The organism is Microcystis sp. M113S1 (assembly GCF_020246945.1).
In the GTDB taxonomy this organism is placed as follows: domain Bacteria; phylum Cyanobacteriota; class Cyanobacteriia; order Cyanobacteriales; family Microcystaceae; genus Microcystis.
In genome coordinates, this window is record NZ_JADBSA010000023.1 from 13,236 (window position 1) to 30,705 (window position 17,470).

12 protein-coding genes and 1 pseudogene are annotated in these 17,470 nt (G+C 42.0%); 7 read left to right on the forward strand and 6 right to left on the reverse strand.

Annotation, left to right across the window (positions count from 1 at the left end; all coding sequences use genetic code 11):
* Nucleotides 1-50 precede the first annotated feature (50 nt).
* The 5 genes from IM319_RS01445 (at nt 51) to IM319_RS01465 (ending at nt 9,356) form a co-directional block, all read left to right on the forward strand.
* Nucleotides 51-320, forward strand: coding sequence for a YciI family protein (locus tag IM319_RS01445; protein WP_002762776.1), 270 nt, complete (start codon nt 51-53; stop codon nt 318-320).
* A gap of 75 nt (nt 321-395) precedes the next feature.
* Nucleotides 396-3,926 carry a chromosome segregation protein SMC gene (gene smc / locus IM319_RS01450; RefSeq protein WP_287675185.1) on the forward strand — a complete coding sequence of 1,177 codons (3,531 nt, stop codon included), beginning with the start codon at nt 396-398 and terminating at the stop codon, nt 3,924-3,926.
* A gap of 234 nt (nt 3,927-4,160) precedes the next feature.
* Nucleotides 4,161-5,741: a photosystem II high light acclimation radical SAM protein gene (locus IM319_RS01455; protein WP_287734345.1), complete on the forward strand. Its 1,581-nt coding sequence runs from the start codon at nt 4,161-4,163 to the stop codon at nt 5,739-5,741.
* 42 nt (nt 5,742-5,783) lie between these two features.
* Nucleotides 5,784-7,295, forward strand: coding sequence for a WD40 repeat domain-containing protein (locus IM319_RS01460; RefSeq protein WP_287734354.1), 1,512 nt, complete (start codon nt 5,784-5,786; stop codon nt 7,293-7,295).
* A gap of 180 nt (nt 7,296-7,475) precedes the next feature.
* On the forward strand, nt 7,476-9,356 hold the full coding sequence (locus IM319_RS01465) for a DNA-directed RNA polymerase subunit gamma (RefSeq protein WP_286826035.1): 1,881 nt from the start codon (nt 7,476-7,478) through the stop codon (nt 9,354-9,356).
* A 40-nt stretch (nt 9,357-9,396) separates the two neighbouring features.
* Here IM319_RS01465 and IM319_RS01470 read toward each other — a convergent pair whose 3' ends face one another.
* The 3 genes from IM319_RS01470 to IM319_RS01480 all read right to left on the reverse strand — a co-directional run bounded on the left by IM319_RS01470 (nt 9,397) and on the right by IM319_RS01480 (nt 11,535).
* Complete coding sequence (locus IM319_RS01470; protein WP_286826036.1) at nt 9,397-9,813, reverse strand: RidA family protein; 417 nt, start codon at nt 9,811-9,813, stop codon at nt 9,397-9,399.
* A 126-nt stretch (nt 9,814-9,939) separates the two neighbouring features.
* Nucleotides 9,940-10,182 (reverse strand): hypothetical protein, encoded by a 243-nt coding sequence (locus IM319_RS01475; protein ID WP_287734347.1) that lies wholly within the window; start codon nt 10,180-10,182, stop codon nt 9,940-9,942.
* A 243-nt stretch (nt 10,183-10,425) separates the two neighbouring features.
* A complete protein-coding gene (locus tag IM319_RS01480) occupies nt 10,426-11,535 on the reverse strand; it encodes a DUF262 domain-containing protein (RefSeq protein WP_287734348.1) in 1,110 nt (369 codons plus the stop codon).
* Nucleotides 11,536-11,646: 111 nt separating this feature from the next.
* On the opposite strand from IM319_RS01480, the pseudogene IM319_RS01485 reads away from it, so the two are divergent.
* Nucleotides 11,647-11,783, forward strand: a pseudogene (locus IM319_RS01485) (IS30 family transposase); the annotation flags it as partial.
* Here the strand turns inward: IM319_RS01485 and IM319_RS01490 are convergent.
* The 3 genes from IM319_RS01490 to ileS form a co-directional block, all read right to left on the reverse strand.
* Nucleotides 11,781-12,998 (reverse strand): ParA family protein, encoded by a 1,218-nt coding sequence (locus tag IM319_RS01490; RefSeq protein ID WP_287734349.1) that lies wholly within the window; start codon nt 12,996-12,998, stop codon nt 11,781-11,783. The pseudogene IM319_RS01485 and the gene IM319_RS01490 sit on opposite strands and share 3 nt — an antisense overlap.
* Before the next feature lie 10 nt (nt 12,999-13,008).
* Entirely contained in the window at nt 13,009-13,431 is a 423-nt protein-coding gene (locus tag IM319_RS01495; protein WP_287734351.1) for a hypothetical protein, read from the reverse strand.
* Nucleotides 13,432-13,534: 103 nt separating this feature from the next.
* Nucleotides 13,535-16,393: an isoleucine--tRNA ligase gene (gene ileS, locus IM319_RS01500; RefSeq protein WP_287734353.1), complete on the reverse strand. Its 2,859-nt coding sequence runs from the start codon at nt 16,391-16,393 to the stop codon at nt 13,535-13,537.
* 205 nt (nt 16,394-16,598) lie between these two features.
* Here ileS and IM319_RS01505 point away from each other — a divergent pair, with 205 nt between their 5' ends.
* Complete coding sequence (locus IM319_RS01505) at nt 16,599-17,171, forward strand: Uma2 family endonuclease (RefSeq protein ID WP_287685097.1); 573 nt, start codon at nt 16,599-16,601, stop codon at nt 17,169-17,171.
* Nucleotides 17,172-17,470 lie beyond the last annotated feature (299 nt).

A 17,470-nucleotide genomic window follows, 5' to 3' on the forward strand; every position in this document is an offset into this window, starting at 1 on the left:
TGACGATTCGATCGTAAAATAGCAACAGATCAAGAGAGTACAGGTCAAATATGCCGAAATTTGTTATCTGGGGTAGTTATTGTGAAAACGTGCTGGAAAAACGCGCACCCTATCGTCAAGCGCATCTAGAGGGATTAAATCAACAGAAAGAACGGGGAATTCTCATTACCATCGGGCCAACGGCAGATTTAAGCCAAGTTTTCGGAATTTATCAGGCAGCCAGCGAGTCAGAAGTGCGGGAATTAATCGAAGCAGATCCCTACTGGCAAAATGGTATCTGGACAGAGTACCAAGTCAAGGAATGGATTCAAGCCATCTAAGGTAGCTATCAGCTATATTTTTCTATAAGGGTGTTGTCTTAAAGCTGACAGCTTTCCTACTTTTTGTTTATCGCCATGGTTTACATCAAAAAGGTCGAACTCTCACACTTCAAATCCTTCGGGGGAACAACTCCTATACCCTTTTTACCAGGGTTTACGGTGGTTTCTGGTCCAAATGGTTCAGGAAAGTCGAATATCCTCGACGCATTGTTATTTTGCTTGGGATTAGCTACTTCCAAGGGAATGCGGGCCGAAAGATTACCGGATTTAGTCAATCACAGCTATAACAGTCAACGTCATAGCACCGAAGCGAGTGTTTCGGTGACTTTTGATATTGCCGATATGACCGGCGCAACCGATAGGGATTGGACGGTTTCCCGACGCTTAAAAGTGGCTAAGGGTGGCAGCTATACTTCTACCTACTATATCAATGGGGAAACCTGTACGGTTAGCGAACTTCACGACCAGTTAAACCGTTTACGCATCTATCCCGAAGGGTACAACGTGGTGTTACAGGGGGACGTAACCCGAATTATCAGCATGAATGCCAAGGAAAGACGGGAAATTATCGACGAATTGGCAGGAGTAGCCGAATTTGACCGCAAAATTGAGAAAACTAAGGAGAATATCGATTCGGTTAAAGAAAGAGAAGAACGCTGCCAAATTATTGCCACAGAATTGCAAAAATCTCTGGAAAAATTAGCACTAGATCGCATTAAAGCCGAAAAATACCAAAAACTCAAGGCCCAAGTCCAAGAAAAACAACAATGGGAAATTGTCCTCCATTGGCAAAATCTCCAGCAGCGCTGCCAGCAAGTAAAAGAACAAATTCAAGCTGGGGAAAAGGAAAAACAGGTTTTAACCGAGACTATCGCCAATTTATCCGAACAAATCGCCCAAAATAGTCAAGAATTAGAGAAACTCAATCAACAGGTCAAAGCTTTCGGGGAAGATGAACACCTGTCCCTGACTTCCCGATTAGCGAGTCAACAGGCCAAACGACAACAACAGCAACAACGGCAAAAAGAGTTAGAAAACCTCGAAAAAGAATCTCAGACACAGAAAACCAGACTTTTAGAGGAAATTAATCGCTACAATCTCGAATTAAATCAGATTACTGCTGAAAAAAGCCGTTTAGAAACTGCAATTTTACCCAATCTCCTACTGACAACCCAAACCGCAAGGGAAACCCTAGAAACCCATCGTCTGCAAGCAAGTAGTCTCGCGGAAGCGTCAGAAGCTTGGGTAAAAGAACAAAGTGACCTTTCCCGCAATATTACCCGTCTTCAGGAACAATTAAACCCCTACCGTAGCCAACGGGCCCAATTGACCGAAAGATGCGATCGATTGCAAACTAATATAATAGAAGCTGGTCAACGTCTGCAAGAATTAGAGCAAGTTATTAGCACAAAAACGGAAGAAAGTCAAGAAATATTACAAAAAATTAATAATTCTGAACCCGATATCCAAAATTTAGCCCAAAAACTCACCATTGCTGAACAAAATCGCGTTATCAGTCAGGACACCCAAAAACGTCTGCTAAAGGAACAACGGGACAAACAGAGGGAATTAGATAAACTGGAAGCGACCAAGCAAGCTCAACAGGAGGCCCAGGGAACCTATGCTACTCAAATATTATTACAGTCAGATTTGCCCGGAATCTGCGGATTAGTGGCACAATTAGGCGAAGTAGAGGAACGTTATCAAATTGCTCTTGAAATCGCAGCCGGAGGTCGTTTAGGTCATGTAGTCGTCCAAGATGATAGCGTTGCGGCTGCCGGAATTGCCTTGCTAAAACAGCGTCGCATCGGTCGGGCCACTTTTTTACCCCTGAATAAAATTCGTCCTCCCCGTCCCCAAGATATTTCCTCTCTGCGTCATGCGCGGGGTTATCTAGATTTAGCGGTGAATTTAGTTAAGTTTCAATCCCAGTATCGGGAGGTTTTTAACTATATTTTTGGCAGTACGGTGGTTTTCGAGGATATAGACTCTGCACGTTATTATATCAATCAATATCGCATCGTTACTTTGGATGGCGAGTTATTAGAGATGACTGGTGCTATGACTGGAGGCAGCCAACCGACGCGATCGGGGCTGCGTTTTGGTAAAATTTCTCCGAAGGAGTCTAGTGAAGCAGAATCTCTACGGGAAAGATTAGCAGAAATCGATCGCATTCTTACCCGCAACGAAGAAAAAATTACCCAAGTTAATAATCTTATCAGTCAGTTAACCCAACAGTTAACCGAAACCCGTCAGAGTCATCGAGAAAATCAATTATCTCTACAACAATTAAGCAAGGATTTACAACGTTTAACCACAGAAAAAGAGGATTTAACCCGTCAATTATCGGGCCAGCAAGAGGAAATTACTATTTCTCGTCAACGGTTAGAGGTATTAACTAGAGAAATTCCTGAGTTAGAGTTATCTTTACAGCAAGAACAGGAGAAATTAACTGCTTTAGAGGCCAATCATACCCATAGCGAATGGCAACAGGTACAGGGAATAATTCGTAGTCAAGAATTAGAGTTACAAACCCAAGAAAATCACCTCGCTACAGTCCGCGAACAGTTAAAAGATTTACAAAATCAACAAATCAGACTAGAGGAAAAAAGTCAAGATTCTGCGGATAGAATTATTGAGATTGACAAGATAATTACCGATGCAGTTAATCAGAGAAATATCGGTAATCTGGAGATAGAAAAACTTGATCGCCATATTTTAGAAATCAATCAAGCTTTACAACAATTATCGCAACAACTAGGGGAAACCAAGCAAAAAAGAGACCAATTAGAGACAGTTTTGCGACAACAACAAAACCAGCAACAACAGGCTATCTGGCAATCGGAAAAGTTAGTCAACAATCAAGAGGAAAGACAAACATTACTAACCACCTTACAAACAGAAATTAGTCAACTAGAAAGCGACTTACCCAATCCCTTGCCCGAAATTCCCGAAAGTGATCGAGATTTCGAGAAAATTCAAAGCGATATTCGGCAGTTACAAAAGAAATTAGAAGCTTTAGAACCGGTGAATATGTTAGCTTTAGAAGAACACCAAAAAACTAAAGAGAGATTAGATGAACTATCAGAAAAACTGCAAACTCTAGAAGGAGAAAGAACCGAACTACTTTTACGGATAGAAAACTTTACCACCCTCAGATTTAATGCTTTTCAGGAAGCATTTACTGCCGTTAACGAAAACTTTAAGACTATATTTGCTACCCTGTCCGATGGTGATGGTTACTTACAACTAGAAGACGAAAATGACCCCTTTAATGGTGGATTAAATCTGGTGGCACATCCGAAAGGAAAACCCGTACAGCGATTAAGTTCCATGTCTGGGGGTGAGAAATCTTTAACCGCTTTAAGCTTTATTTTTTCCCTACAAAGATATCGTCCTTCTCCCTTTTATGCGTTTGATGAAGTGGATATGTTTTTAGATGGGGCCAATGTAGAGAAATTGGCCAAAATGATTCAAAAACAAGCACAACAAGCGCAATTTATTGTCGTTAGTTTGCGTCGGCCCATGATTGAAGCATCGGAAAGAACCATCGGTGTCACCCAAGCGCGGGGAACCCATACACAGGTACTAGGAATTAAAGTTTAACCTAAGACGCAAGTGGGGTGTGGGGAAGTGGGAAGCTTTTCAGTGCTCAGTAAACAGTAATCAGTGAACTGAAAACTCACATCTGAAAACTCACATCTGATAACTGATAACTGATAACTGACTCCTAACCCTAGGAACAGGAAACCCCACTTATAACCTCTCCCAGACAAGCCAGACAAAGTTAAGTTATATTAAGATTACTCAGAATGCGTCTCCATCCCCTTCAGAAATCCCATGACTCAACCGCAAGCACAACGCATCCTCTACGTTAGACTCCCCTGTAACCCCATTTTCCCCATCGGTGTCGTTTATCTTTCCGACCACGTTAATAAACTATTCCCCGACATCGAACAAAGGATTTTTGACCTTGGTACAGTCCCCCCCTTAGACTTTAACCAAGCCCTCGATCGCTGTGTTGACGAATTTCGGCCCACCCTGCTAGTATTCTCCTGGCGGGATATTCAAATATATGCTCCCGTCGGTGGTCGCGGTGGCAATCCCCTGCAAAACGCCTTTGAATTTTACTACGCTAAAAACCCCCTAATCAAGCTGCGAGGTGCTTTAGGAGGCTTAAAGGTGACAACAGCCTACTACGGCGAATTATGGCGCAATCAGGGACTAATTCGCCGCGGGTTGCAGCGGTCCCAAAAATACCATCCCGAAGCGCGAGTTATCGTCGGGGGTGGTGCCGTCAGTGTTTTCTACGAACAACTAAAAACCAAACTGCCCACAGGAACAATTGTATCAGTGGGAGAAGGGGAAACCCTGCTAGAAAAATTCCTCTCCGGCCGGGACTTTAGCGATGAACGTTGTTATGTCGTCGGAGAAACCACACCCCGGCCGCGTTTAATCCACGAATCCCCCACCCCCTTAGAAAAATCCGCTTGTAACTACGACTATATCGCCAGTATTTGGCCGGAATTTTCCTACTATTTCCAAGAAAACGACTTTTATATCGGGGTACAAACCAAGCGCGGCTGTCCCCATAACTGCTGCTACTGCATCTATACCGTCGTCGAAGGTAAACAAGTACGCATTAATCCAGCAGACGAAGTAGTTAAGGAAATGCGCCAATTATACGACCGCGGCATTCGCAATTTCTGGTTTACCGATGCCCAATTTATCCCCGCCAGAAAATTTATCGACGATGTAGAAGAACTATTAGAAAAAATCCCCGCTGCCGGGATGAAAGATATACGTTGGGCTGCCTATATTCGTGCCGATAATCTCACCCCAAAACTATGCGATTTAATGGTAAAAACAGGCATGAATTACTTTGAAATTGGCATCACCGCTGGCTCTCAGGAATTAGTCCGCAAAATGCGTATGGGCTATAATTTGCGGACAGTTCTGCAAAATTGTCGAGACTTAAAAGCGGCCGGTTTTAATGATCTGGTTTCGGTAAATTATTCCTTTAATGTTATTGATGAAACCCTAGAAACTATTCGTCAAACCATCGCCTATCATCGAGAATTAGAAAATATTTTTGGAGTCGATAAAGTGGAACCAGCCATCTTTTTTATCGGACTACAACCCCACACCCATCTAGAAGAATACGCCCTCAAAAAAGAAATTATTAAACCCGACTATGATCCCATGAGTTTAATGCCCTGGACAGCCAAAAAACTGCTCTGGAATCCTGAACCTTTGGGGTCATTTTTGGGCGAAGTTTGTCTGCAAGCATGGCGACAAAATCCCGATGATTTTGGACGGGAAGTGCTGAAAATTTTGGAAGCAAGACTAGGGAAAGCCGATTTAGAATCCGCTTTAACCGCACCGATAGAAACGAAGGAAAAAGTCTTAACTCCTGCTTAAAAATTAATTTTAGTCAATCCCAAGGCGGCAATTAGCGTTAGCATAAGTCTGAAATCAGGAGATAATAAATTCTTCTTTACCGGTAACTGCAAAATGACCGACCATCGCCCCCATTGGCTAGAATTAGCGGAATATATCGCCCTAGGATTAACCCTGCTTACCCTTATGGCCATGGGTGCCGGGTTTTTGCTTTTATTCCTCCTAGTAGTGACTTTCGGGTTGAATATTCTCAATCGTCTCCGAGAAAGAACCCTGCAACGTCAACGCTTAACTGAGATGACCGGTCAATTACAGAGTCAGTGGGAAGAAGAAAAAGAAGCTTTATCGGCACAAATACAGTCCCTGAGTCCCGCGGTGGCCAGGGATAACGCCCGTGCGGTCGCAGAATTAGAGGAGAATATTCTCGCCCTCGAACAGTCCTACAATCAAATTATTCAATATATCAACCGTAACGCGCTGCTCGAACGCATCGAACATCTGGAAAAATCCTACGGTCGTTTACACAGAGAGATTTTGCCGATTAACGAAGAATCGGCGGATATTAGCGCAACAAAAGCGGAAAATGAGCCACAAATCACCCTACCCGCCCTTAATTTAACTCCCACTTCCCCCCCCGTCGATATACCCCATTGGCACTATTATCGCCGTCTGACCGCCCATCGGGAAATGATCACAGCGATCGCAATTACCGAGGATCAACGGTTTTTAATTAGCGTTAGTTGGGATCGTACCCTAAAAATCTGGGATTTTGCGAGAGGAACCCTGATTAATACGGTTGAAGCTCATGATCAGGGCATTTTAGCCCTAGCAGTCACCAGAAACGGCGATTATCATCTAGCGACGGGAGGATTCGATCAAACCGTTAAATTATGGACTTTAGCCAGCGATGCCAGTAATCTGGAATTAAATCAAATTTTCCTCGGTCATCTCGGTTCGATTCACGGCCTGGATTTTGCCCCCCGTTGGCATTTTTTGGTTAGTGGTAGTTACGATCAAACCCTAAAACAGTGGAATTTAGAGCAGGAAACCGAAGAATTTAGTTCCTATGACAGTCTGGGGGCAATTTATGCCCTAGCAGTGGCTCCTAATCAAGATTTTATTGCCGCAGCTGGAGGTGATGGCACTGTCACCCTCTGGCAATTGGGATCGGGAGCAAAAATCGCCGTCTTATCCGGTAACGTTTCTTCGGTGCAGAGTCTGGCGATCGCTGCCGATGGTCAGATTATTGCCGCCGGTTGTGTGGATGGTACGGTGAAAATCTGGCAATACGACCCGGAGAAAAGCGGTCATTTTGCGCCAATTCGGGTGATCAATGCCCATAATGGTCAGGTGACAAGCTTGCTATTCGCACAGAAGGGTCAATGGTTATTTACGGGGGGAACCGACGGAGAGATTAAAATCTGGTTAGCTAATTATCAACAGGCGATCGCAACTCTCACCGCCACCAATGAGCGATCATCGCCGATCTCCAGTTTAGTTCTCAGCCCCGATTATTGCCACCTAGCGGCGGCCGCGGCCGACGGCAGCATCACCATCTGGGAAAATATCACTTAATGGTCGATCGAACTAGAAAAATTGTATAATGTAATGTCCCAGACTCGGTCGGGCCAGTTTGACCCAAAGGAAAAGTGACTGAGTTAACTGTCGTTTCTGCCTAATAGTTGTCATCGGGGCATCGAGAACGCGAGAGCGATCGCTTATCCCAGAATCATTACCCATAGTAAAAAATTCAGAATGAAGACTCCAACAGATCAAAGATTTGATTACGTCAAAATCGGTTTAGCGTCCCCCGAGAGAATTCGGCAATGGGGAGAAAGAACCCTACCTAACGGTCAAGTCGTCGGAGAAGTAACCAAACCAGAAACGATCAACTATCGGACTCTCAAACCGGAAATGGATGGGTTATTCTGCGAGAAAATTTTTGGCCCCTCGAAAGACTGGGAATGTTGGTGTGGTAAATACAAACGCGTCCGTCACCGGGGGATTGTCTGTGAACGTTGCGGGGTAGAAGTCACCGAGTCCCGGGTACGTCGTCATCGCATGGGTTTTATCAAATTAGCTGCCCCCGTCACCCACGTTTGGTATCTCAAAGGTATTCCCAGTTATCTCAGTATCCTGCTCGATATGCCCCTGCGGGACGTGGAGCAAATCGTCTATTTTAATGCCTATGTGGTTCTCGATCCGGGTAATGCGAGCAATCTTAGTTATAAACAACTCCTCAGCGAAGATCAATGGTTAGAGATCGAAGAAGAAATCTACGCAGAGGATTCGGAATTAGTCGGTATTGAAGTGGGGATCGGGGCCGAGGCTATCCAAAGACTCTTACAGGAAATTAACCTGGAAGAAGAAGCGGAAAGACTGCGGACGGAAATTGTCGAAAGTAAGGGGCAAAAACGGGCAAAATTAATTAAACGTCTCCGGGTAATCGATAACTTTATCGCCACGGGTTCTCAGGCAGAATGGATGGTTTTAAGCGTAATTCCCGTGATTCCCCCCGATTTACGCCCGATGGTGCAGTTGGACGGCGGCCGTTTTGCCACCTCTGACCTGAACGATCTCTACCGTCGGGTGATTAACCGCAATAACCGTTTATCCCGTCTGCAAGAAATTCTCGCCCCCGAAATTATCGTCCGCAACGAAAAACGGATGTTACAGGAGGCCGTCGATGCTTTAATTGATAACGGTCGTCGTGGTCGCACGGTGGTGGGAGCCAATAATCGCGCCCTGAAGTCTTTATCGGATATTATCGAGGGTAAACAGGGGCGTTTCCGTCAAAATCTCCTCGGTAAACGGGTGGACTATTCGGGACGTTCGGTTATCGTTGTCGGTCCGAAATTGAAGATCTATCAATGCGGTTTACCCAGGGAAATGGCGATCGAATTGTTCCAACCCTTCGTTATCCATCGTTTAATTAAATTAGGCATCGTCAATAATATCAAGGCGGCCAAGAAAATGATCCAACGGGGGGATGTCAACGTTTGGCACGTCTTGGATGAAGTGATCACGGGACACCCGGTGATGTTAAACCGCGCCCCCACCCTGCACCGTTTGGGCATTCAGGCGTTTGAACCGATATTGGTGGAGGGCCGGGCGATTCAGTTACATCCCCTCGTCTGTCCCGCTTTTAACGCTGACTTTGACGGGGACCAAATGGCCGTACATATTCCCCTCTCCCTGGAAGCACAATCGGAAGCGCGCTTATTGATGTTAGCTTGTCATAATATTCTCTCACCGGCGACCGGTCGTCCGATTGTTGCCCCTTCTCAGGATATGGTTTTGGGTTGTTATTATCTCACGGCCGAAAATCCCAAGGCCCAAAAGGGTGGAGGTCGTTATTTCGCCAGCATGGATGACGCTATTCGCTCTTTCGATCAGGGATTGGTGGATCTGCACGCTTCTGTGTGGTTGCGTTTACCGGTCGGAGAAAAGGTGAAAACCAATAAACCCGATGAGGAAGTCCTGGAAACGGAAACTCTCCCCGATGGCAGCATCTGGAAATATTATCGGGAGCGCAAAACCCGCGAGAAGGATGGTCAGATAATTTCCCAGTATGTGCGTACTACTGTAGGGCGAATTATCTACAATAAGACGATTCTAGAAGCTTTGGTGGTCTAGAGAGAGATTGAACTAGGGTGGGCATTGCCCACCTTAATTTTTAGGGTAAAGCGGCAATACATTCTATTTCCACTAGCACATCTTTGGGAAGACGGGCCACTTCCACACAGGCCCGGGCCGGCGCAGTTTCCGGGGGGAAATAACGGGCATAAACTTGATTCATTGCCCCGAAATTGGCTAAATCCGAGAGAAAGACGGTAGTTTTCACCACATTTGACCAATTAGCCCCAGCAGCGGTTAAAATGCCCTCTAGATTGGCCATAACTTGTTCGGTTTGGGCGCTAATTTCCCCGGAGACGATTTCACCCGTGACGGGATCTAGGGGAATTTGTCCCGCAACAAAGAGAAAAGGTCCAGTAGCGGCGATCGCTTGATTATAGGGACCCACAGGGGCCGGAGCTTTATCAGTACGGATGACCTGATTATTCATGGGCAGGATAGTTAAAAAAGATAACATTGAATCAATTGAATATTTTCCCAGTTTTTCGATCGCTTACAGTTAATTTTCGCTGGTTAGGGGGGCTTAATTTTGACTGATTGTTTTTGTCGAAGGTGCGCTAAAAGCGATCCTGTGAGAAATAAGTCAACATTTATGACCTTGTAATTCTGCATCTAACTCTGTTAACAAAGCATATATTCTATCAAAATCATGTTTAGTTTTAGAAGGAGCGTCATAGGTTCTCAAAGTACCTTTAGTATGAGTATGAGCAGCTTGATTGCGACTTCTCTTTAGATTACCGAGATCACCTTTTAAAGCACTAATTTTACCAGTTTTTTCTAACTTTTTTTCGATTTTTTCTAATGTTGCTAAACCAATAACTATCATCAACATTTTTCTAAAAGCTTCATATTGAAAGTTAGAGTTAGGCTTAATAATCTCGTCTTTGATGAATTTTTGGTTAGCTTCGGACTTTAAGCATCGTTCAGCACATCATCATCCATAGTTTCCTCGATCCAGCCACATAATTCTATAAGAGCTAGTTTATAATAAGAAGAAGTTTTTTGATCATCAGCTGTAGGGTCATTATAGAGTTGATCAAGCCAGTTTAACGTCTTGAGTAAATAATCTTTAGTAACCATTACCAGTAGATGAAAAAATTTTGATAGATGTATTAATTCTCTCTAAAGCCTTATCTTTTTGATAAATACCACCAGCTAAATTTTTGGTCAAAAATGGTTCAGATTTTATTAATCTAGAATACTTGTCTTGTAATTCATCATTGGAGAGATTGACTAAAGTATCTAAATTTTTGGCAACTCCTAAGAGAATTCCCTCAGCAATAACTTTACTGGTTTTGAGAGGTTCCTTTTTGAAGATTCTATCATAAATCAAGTCAACAGTTTGCTTAAATAATTGATCTTTATCTTGAATAAAATCTTCGTGAGCAAATCTATGTTTATACATATAATCATTTAAAAATCCTGTCAATTTCCCCTTGTAGTTGTTGTAGTCATCATAAAAAGCAAAGAAACGAAGCACTAATTCTTCATCTTCAAATCGAGATGCTTTTTGCTGCTTTCGATCCATCAGCAAAAGCCAGTTTTCATATTGAGCGCATTCTTTTAAAAAACTATTAAACTCGCCATTATAGATACAATTTCTGATCTCCTGATTATTGAGTTTTACTCCACCAGTATTTAAGCGATGGAAAATGTTAAAAATATAATTATTATGAGTTTTTTTGCTGGAGTCGTAGCGAATCACCGTGATGGGAATGGTCATATTTTCTACGCGTTCATATAATTCTTCATGCTGAGTTTTTATTTCCTCAACTGTTTTTCCAGAAATAGACGAATCTACATCGGGTAATTTTGATAGCTTCCAATCTTCAGTAGTTAAAAATTTGACGATGGTACTAATTCGTTGTAATCCATCAATGATATAGCGTTTATCTGTCTTATAGTCAAGACTAATACACATACTAGGAATCGGTAACTGTTTCATTAAACTATCAATAAAACGAGTTTGTTGTGGTTCAGTCCACACCACATCTCTTTGAAAATCTGGATCGATAACCAATTGTTTTTTTTGATACATTCTAACTAGATCAGAGCAGGATCGCTGCTCATTATAAGCAATAATATCTACAGGAGGAAAATCCACATCATCTTCTTCCTCTAGATACTTTTCTTCTTCGGCTGCTAGTAATTTCTCTTCTTGAGTGAGATAATTAACCATAATTTTTTTCCCTCCTAATATCTATAAAATCTCTAAAAAAGGCTCATCAGGTATTGTCCGATCAATACAACAACAAATCAGACCCAGAAACGAAGCCACTAACATCTTAACATAGAACAAAGAAACTTGCTCTACCAACTTGGTCAAGAGGGAAATTTATCTCAACGGCAAATAGCAGCTGGGATGTCATCAAAGCACGACCAAAGCGAGAATTAAGAAGGAATCAAGGTTCCCTCAGATGCTATCTACTGAAAATTGGTATCTTCATCGATTAAGTTAGCAATGGGAGCATAATAATCCAGTAATCCAGTGACAGGATAGCGATCTGCTATAGCGATCGAGGGAATATAAGGTATGATTAGATAGTCTTCTGAATCTATATCTAAATCATGATCAGTAGTTTCATCTATATCTATATCTCTATTTTTGTCAATATCCTTTTGTAAAATTTGCCAAGCATGAGTAACTTTAGTTATTCCCGTATCACTTAAATCAGGAACGGGTGAAAAAACAAAATTAAGCGAAAGTCGGCCAAAAGAAGTCAAAGATTTCAAAACAAGCTCGATTCCTTTTTGATTTTGTTCGTTAGGAAATAAAAAAATAATTGCTTCGTTGGCTGCCTGTAGTAAAGATAAAGCTCCCCATTCATTGATTCCAGTGCGCGAATCTACTAAGATAAGATCAGGTTTTAACTGATTTTGAATCTCTCGACTAAAAGTTGACCAGAGTGTTTCCCCATTATCGAGAATTGTTGTTGCTCGCAGATCATCAACTTTAGCAATGTAATCAAGACTCAAATAACCCGCAGGAACAATAAATAGTCTTCCCGTCGCATCGGGAATATTAACTTCTCCAAATATTTTAGTGATATTAATCTTTGCTTCTACACCTTCTGGTAAATAGGATTTTTCATAAAAATAGTCCACAATTCCGTATTCCGGTAAGGGATTTAAGGGAAAAGCTGTGCTTAACCCCGGTGCTTCTAAATCCAAGTCAACAGCTACTACTTTACGACCTCGCATCGCTAAAATCCAAGCAACATGAATTAAAGCAGTTGTCCTACCTACTCCCCCTTTAAAAGAATAAAAAGTTACGGTTCTAGGAAGACAAAGTTCGGGAGAAGACGGTGATTGATTTTGTGGATTAGCTGACCACAAGGCTAAATCTTGCCAAGTGTGAATTGATTTTTCGTCCACAAGTTGTGGAGCTTTTAGATCGAGAGAGGCTGCCTCCTGAATAGTATATAAAGATATAAAACCTAAAGATTTATACTGTTGTTCTATGTCATTTTTAACTGCTTCTCTTCGCTGAGTTGTTGATAAATTTTCAAACTTATCACTGACGATAGTTATATTCAAAAGTCCAGCAGTAGATAGATTGAGATCAACCCATTCTTGTGCTTCTTTTTGAACATATATATCTGTTAATTTTCGTTTCAGTGATCTTAACCAAGTTTCTGACATAACTATCTCCTTAAAGTTGAGTAGCTTGTTTCTGAAGCCATCTTTTCAGACTTTGATACGCTGATAACCACTCTTTGTATTTATCGTCATTCGGTTCACTGCTGGAATAACGCATAGTTATAAAATTTTGACTAGGATTTTCTACTATATTAATCCATTTTCTCACCTCTGGAAAATTTTGAACTCTCGAATAGAGACGATTATTACTTTTTAGAGCAGCCGTAAAACTGTTACCCGGATTAGTTATGGTATGTCCGGGGTTATTGGACTTAGTTTTCCATTCTTTATTGGATACCGAAGCTAAGATCATAGATTTCAGCAAACATTCGCTCGTAATACCTCCAAAGTGCATAGCAGCTATTTTCCTATTAGATTTACAAAGTATTTCTGTATCTTGATGACGTTGTAAAAAAGCTGATTGGTAATCTTCCATCCCTAATTATCTATTCCCTAGAGTTAATACCTGTGAATAAGTTTTTAGCTGAGGATTAAACAAGGGTACTTTATTAGACAATAAAGCACCCTTTTAATTTAGCTTAGAACTCTCCTTTTAAAGCGGCATTACAGCGCTCACAAATAGTGGGATCATCGGCAAATTTTCCCACTTGAGTGGAATAATTCCAACAGCGATCGCATTTTTCGCCGTCTGCTTTGACAATTCCCACCGAAACAAAGTCCGATTCTCCCTTATATTCTGCGGTTTGAATTGCGCTAATATCCCTGACTAATTCCACTTGAGAAGAGAGAAATAGATAACGCAATTCATCGACTTTATTCCCCGTTAAACTATCACAATTATTGAATAATTCTAACTCCTGTTTTAAGGTTTCATCGGGAACATAAAGTAAAACTTTTGCCTCTAAAGAAGCACCGATCGCCTTATCATTTCTGGCAGTTTCCATCACCTTATTAACTTCGGTGCGTAGCTGCCGGAATTTGGCCCATTTATCGGCCAATTCGCGATTATTCCAAGCAGGATCGATGTTTAGCCATCCTGACTCAAACACCGATAAATAAGGAGTTTTGTAGGGGAGAAATTGCCAGATATCTTCCGCTAGATGAGACAGGACAGGAGCGATCGCTTTAGCGAGATTTTCTAAAGCAATAGCATAGACTGTTTGACAACTGCGACGACGGAAAGAATTAGGATCAGAAATGTATAAACGATCCTTAGCGATGTCGATATAAAAGTTAGATAAATCGACAACACAAAAATTCTGTACCGTCTGGAAAAAGCGGAAAAATTGGAAACTTTCAAAAGCTGCCGTTACTTCCGTAAACACTTCCGAGATACGATGTAACATATAGCGATCAATCTCCGGTAGATCTTCATAAGCTACCGCATCTTTAACGGGATCAAAATCATTTAAACTCCCCAGTAAAAACCTGGCAGTATTACGGATTTTATTACGGATATCTACCAACTGTTTGAGAATATTTTGACCGATATTCACATCATTGGTATAGTCCACCGAGGACACCCATAACCGAATCACATCCACCCCATAAGCGGGTTCTTTTTTCTGGTCTTTACCACCATTAATGATCACATTAGGATCGATGACATTACCCAGAGATTTACTCATTTTTCGTCCCTGTTCATCCAAAACAAAACCGTGAGTTAACACCGTTTTATAGGGAGCAATACCATTAGCAGCCACACTGGTTAATAAACTCGATTGAAACCATCCCCGATGCTGATCCGATCCTTCTAGATACATATCCGCAGGATAACTTAATTCTGGTCGAGCATTAGCCACTGCATTCCAACTAGAACCAGAATCAAACCACACATCCATAGTATCCATTCCCTTGCGATAACTGCGACCATTATCGCGATAACTGGGAGGTAATAATTCCTCTACGGATAACTCCCACCAAGCATTAGAACCCTTGACTGCGAAGATAGCTTGAACGTGATTAATCGTCTCCTCATTTAACAGAGGTTCATTCGTTTCTTCGTCATAAAAAACAGGAATAGGAACCCCCCAACTGCGCTGACGAGAGATACACCAATCGCTTCTTTCACTGACCATAGAAGTGATGCGATTCTTACCCGTTGCAGGAATCCAACGCACCGAATCAATCGCGTCTAAAGCTAATTCTCGGAATCCTTCCACGGAAGCAAACCATTGTTCCGTTGCGCGGAAAATTGTCGGTTTTTTGGTTCTCCAATCGTAGGGATATTTATGCTGGTATGCTTCCTCTTTCAGTAACGCACCCTTTTCTGTCAGTGCTAAAATGATTGCTTCATTGGCATCTTTCAAGACATTTAAACCCGCAAATTGTCCCGCTTCTGCGGTGAAATTTCCCTTATCATCGACGGGAGAAAGTATCGGTAAACCGTAACGTTGGCCGACGATATAATCCTCCTGACCATGACCGGGAGCAGTATGAACTAATCCGGTCCCAGAATCGGTGGTGACATAATCCCCACCGATGAGAATAGCACTTTCTCTGTCAAACAAAGGATGACGATATTTAGTATGTTCTAATTCCAGACCTTTAACCGTTGCTTTAATCGTCAAAGTTGTGTTAAAAGTGTCGGCCAATTTTTCGACTAAATCCGTCGCTACGATTAGATAATTAGACTCGCTAGTTTCCACCACTGAATAGTTTAATTCTGGGTTTAATGCGACGGCCAAATTCCCGGGTAAAGTCCAGGGAGTAGTCGTCCAGATAGCGACGGATAAATTAGGCAAAAATGGCCTTAAAACCGGGGTTGAAACTGACGTAATCGGAAAAGCAACATAGACACTGCGGGAAGTGTGACCTTCGGGATATTCTAATTCTGCCTCAGCTAAAGCGGTTTGAGAACTGGGACTCCAGTGAACCGGTTTTAGTCCCCGATAAATATAACCTTTCAGGGCCATTTTTCCGAATACGGCAATTTGAGCAGCCTCGTATTCAGGTTGTAGGGTTAAATAGGGATTTTCCCAGTCTCCCCAGACTCCATACCTTTTGAAACCTTCACACTGTTCTTTTTGCGTTTGAAGGGCAAAATCGTGGGCTTTCTGACGTAATTTCAAAGGGGTTAGACCCTCTTTTTCCGAGCTTTTGAGACTTTGTAAAACCTTCAGTTCGATCGGCAACCCGTGACAATCCCAACCCGGCACATAGCGCACTTTGTAGCCTTGCAGCAGTTTATATTTATTGATAATGTCTTTGAGAATTTTATTTAAAGCATGACCGATATGCAGAGACCCGTTAGCGTAGGGTGGTCCATCGTGGAGAATAAATAATTCTTTGGGGTTATTTTGCGCTAATTTCTCATATATTTGCTCATCTTGCCAGAATTTCTGGATTTCTGGCTCACGTTTGCTGGCATTTGCTCGCATATCAAAGTCAGTTTGGGGCAAATTAACGGTATCTTTGTAACTTTTAGCGTTGGACATTCTGGCAAACCTATGGATATCAATCGTTTTCGGGATTCATTCCTAAATAACGTCCCTTTGAGAGTCGTTATTTCTATTTTGTCACTTGTAATATTTATATTACAAGTGACAATCATTGATCTATTAGTCTACCGAGATTGAGTCCAAGAGCAATGATTCCGAAAGGCTATAATTTAGTTATTCGAGAATAGGGAGCATGAGGACCATGGTGACGAATCCTAATTTTTTTTATGTCTCTCCAGAAGTGTATCTAGAAGGGGAAAGAGTCAGTCCGATCAAGCACGAGTACCGAAAAGGACGGATTTATGCGATGGTAGGGGCAAAAAAGCCGCATATTGTCTTAAATACTAATCTAGCCACTTTATTGAATATCCATCTCGATGATAGTCCCTGTCTTGTTCTCACTTCCGATATCAAAGTCCGGTTAGAGGAGGCAAATTGTTATTATTATCCCGATATTGCGGTGGTTTGTGACGAGAGAGAGATTAACAATACCGATGATTTTATTCTCTATCCCGTTCTGATTATTGAAGTATTATCGAAATCTACGGAATCCTTTGATAGGGGTGATAAATTTAGTGATTATCAAACCTGTCCCACCTTAAAAGAATACATTCTTATCCATCAAAACCAGATGAAAATCGAATGTCACCGTCGCGAGGATTCGGGAATCTGGAAAGAACAGATCTATGAAGCCGGAGATGAGGTAGAATTTACCAGTGTAGGATTCCGGGGATCGATCGCTTCTATCTATCGCAAAGTCCCCGGTTTGGTATGATTACAATTCTTTTTTGACAGCGCACTTTTATGTCCCTAGGGATAGGGGTATATCTGTCTCCCTTTGCCTAAAAACCGAGATGATCAAGCATTTAATTCTATTTATCAAACCTGTAGGAAGTTTTCGTTTTGGGTAGCTGTTCGTCAATACCAAATTAGGTTATCGAAAATTTGGGTTAAAACCCCGTCGTTTTACGACGGCTTTAAGCTACAATGGAAAAAGCGATAACCAAGCTAAAAACTGAACCTTGACCACAGATAGTAGGGGGTTTCGTTCAGAAAAGACTTCAAATTCGGCCT

What these genes read in the sequence shown, in the direction of transcription:
- IM319_RS01475 (WP_287734347.1), bottom strand. Translation starts at nt 10,182, where the DNA reads ATGATAGTTATTGGTTTAGCAACATTAGAAAAAATCGAAAAAAAGTTA.
- IM319_RS01505 (WP_287685097.1), top strand. Translation starts at nt 16,599, where the DNA reads ATGGTGACGAATCCTAATTTTTTTTATGTCTCTCCAGAAGTGTATCTA.
- IM319_RS01445 (WP_002762776.1), top strand. Translation starts at nt 51, where the DNA reads ATGCCGAAATTTGTTATCTGGGGTAGTTATTGTGAAAACGTGCTGGAA.
- IM319_RS01465 (WP_286826035.1), top strand. Translation starts at nt 7,476, where the DNA reads ATGAAGACTCCAACAGATCAAAGATTTGATTACGTCAAAATCGGTTTA.
- IM319_RS01490 (WP_287734349.1), bottom strand. Translation starts at nt 12,998, where the DNA reads ATGTCAGAAACTTGGTTAAGATCACTGAAACGAAAATTAACAGATATA.
- IM319_RS01455 (WP_287734345.1), top strand. Translation starts at nt 4,161, where the DNA reads ATGACTCAACCGCAAGCACAACGCATCCTCTACGTTAGACTCCCCTGT.
- smc (WP_287675185.1), top strand. Translation starts at nt 396, where the DNA reads ATGGTTTACATCAAAAAGGTCGAACTCTCACACTTCAAATCCTTCGGG.
- IM319_RS01495 (WP_287734351.1), bottom strand. Translation starts at nt 13,431, where the DNA reads ATGGAAGATTACCAATCAGCTTTTTTACAACGTCATCAAGATACAGAA.
- IM319_RS01480 (WP_287734348.1), bottom strand. Translation starts at nt 11,535, where the DNA reads ATGGTTAATTATCTCACTCAAGAAGAGAAATTACTAGCAGCCGAAGAA.
- IM319_RS01470 (WP_286826036.1), bottom strand. Translation starts at nt 9,813, where the DNA reads ATGTTATCTTTTTTAACTATCCTGCCCATGAATAATCAGGTCATCCGT.
- ileS (WP_287734353.1), bottom strand. Translation starts at nt 16,393, where the DNA reads ATGTCCAACGCTAAAAGTTACAAAGATACCGTTAATTTGCCCCAAACT.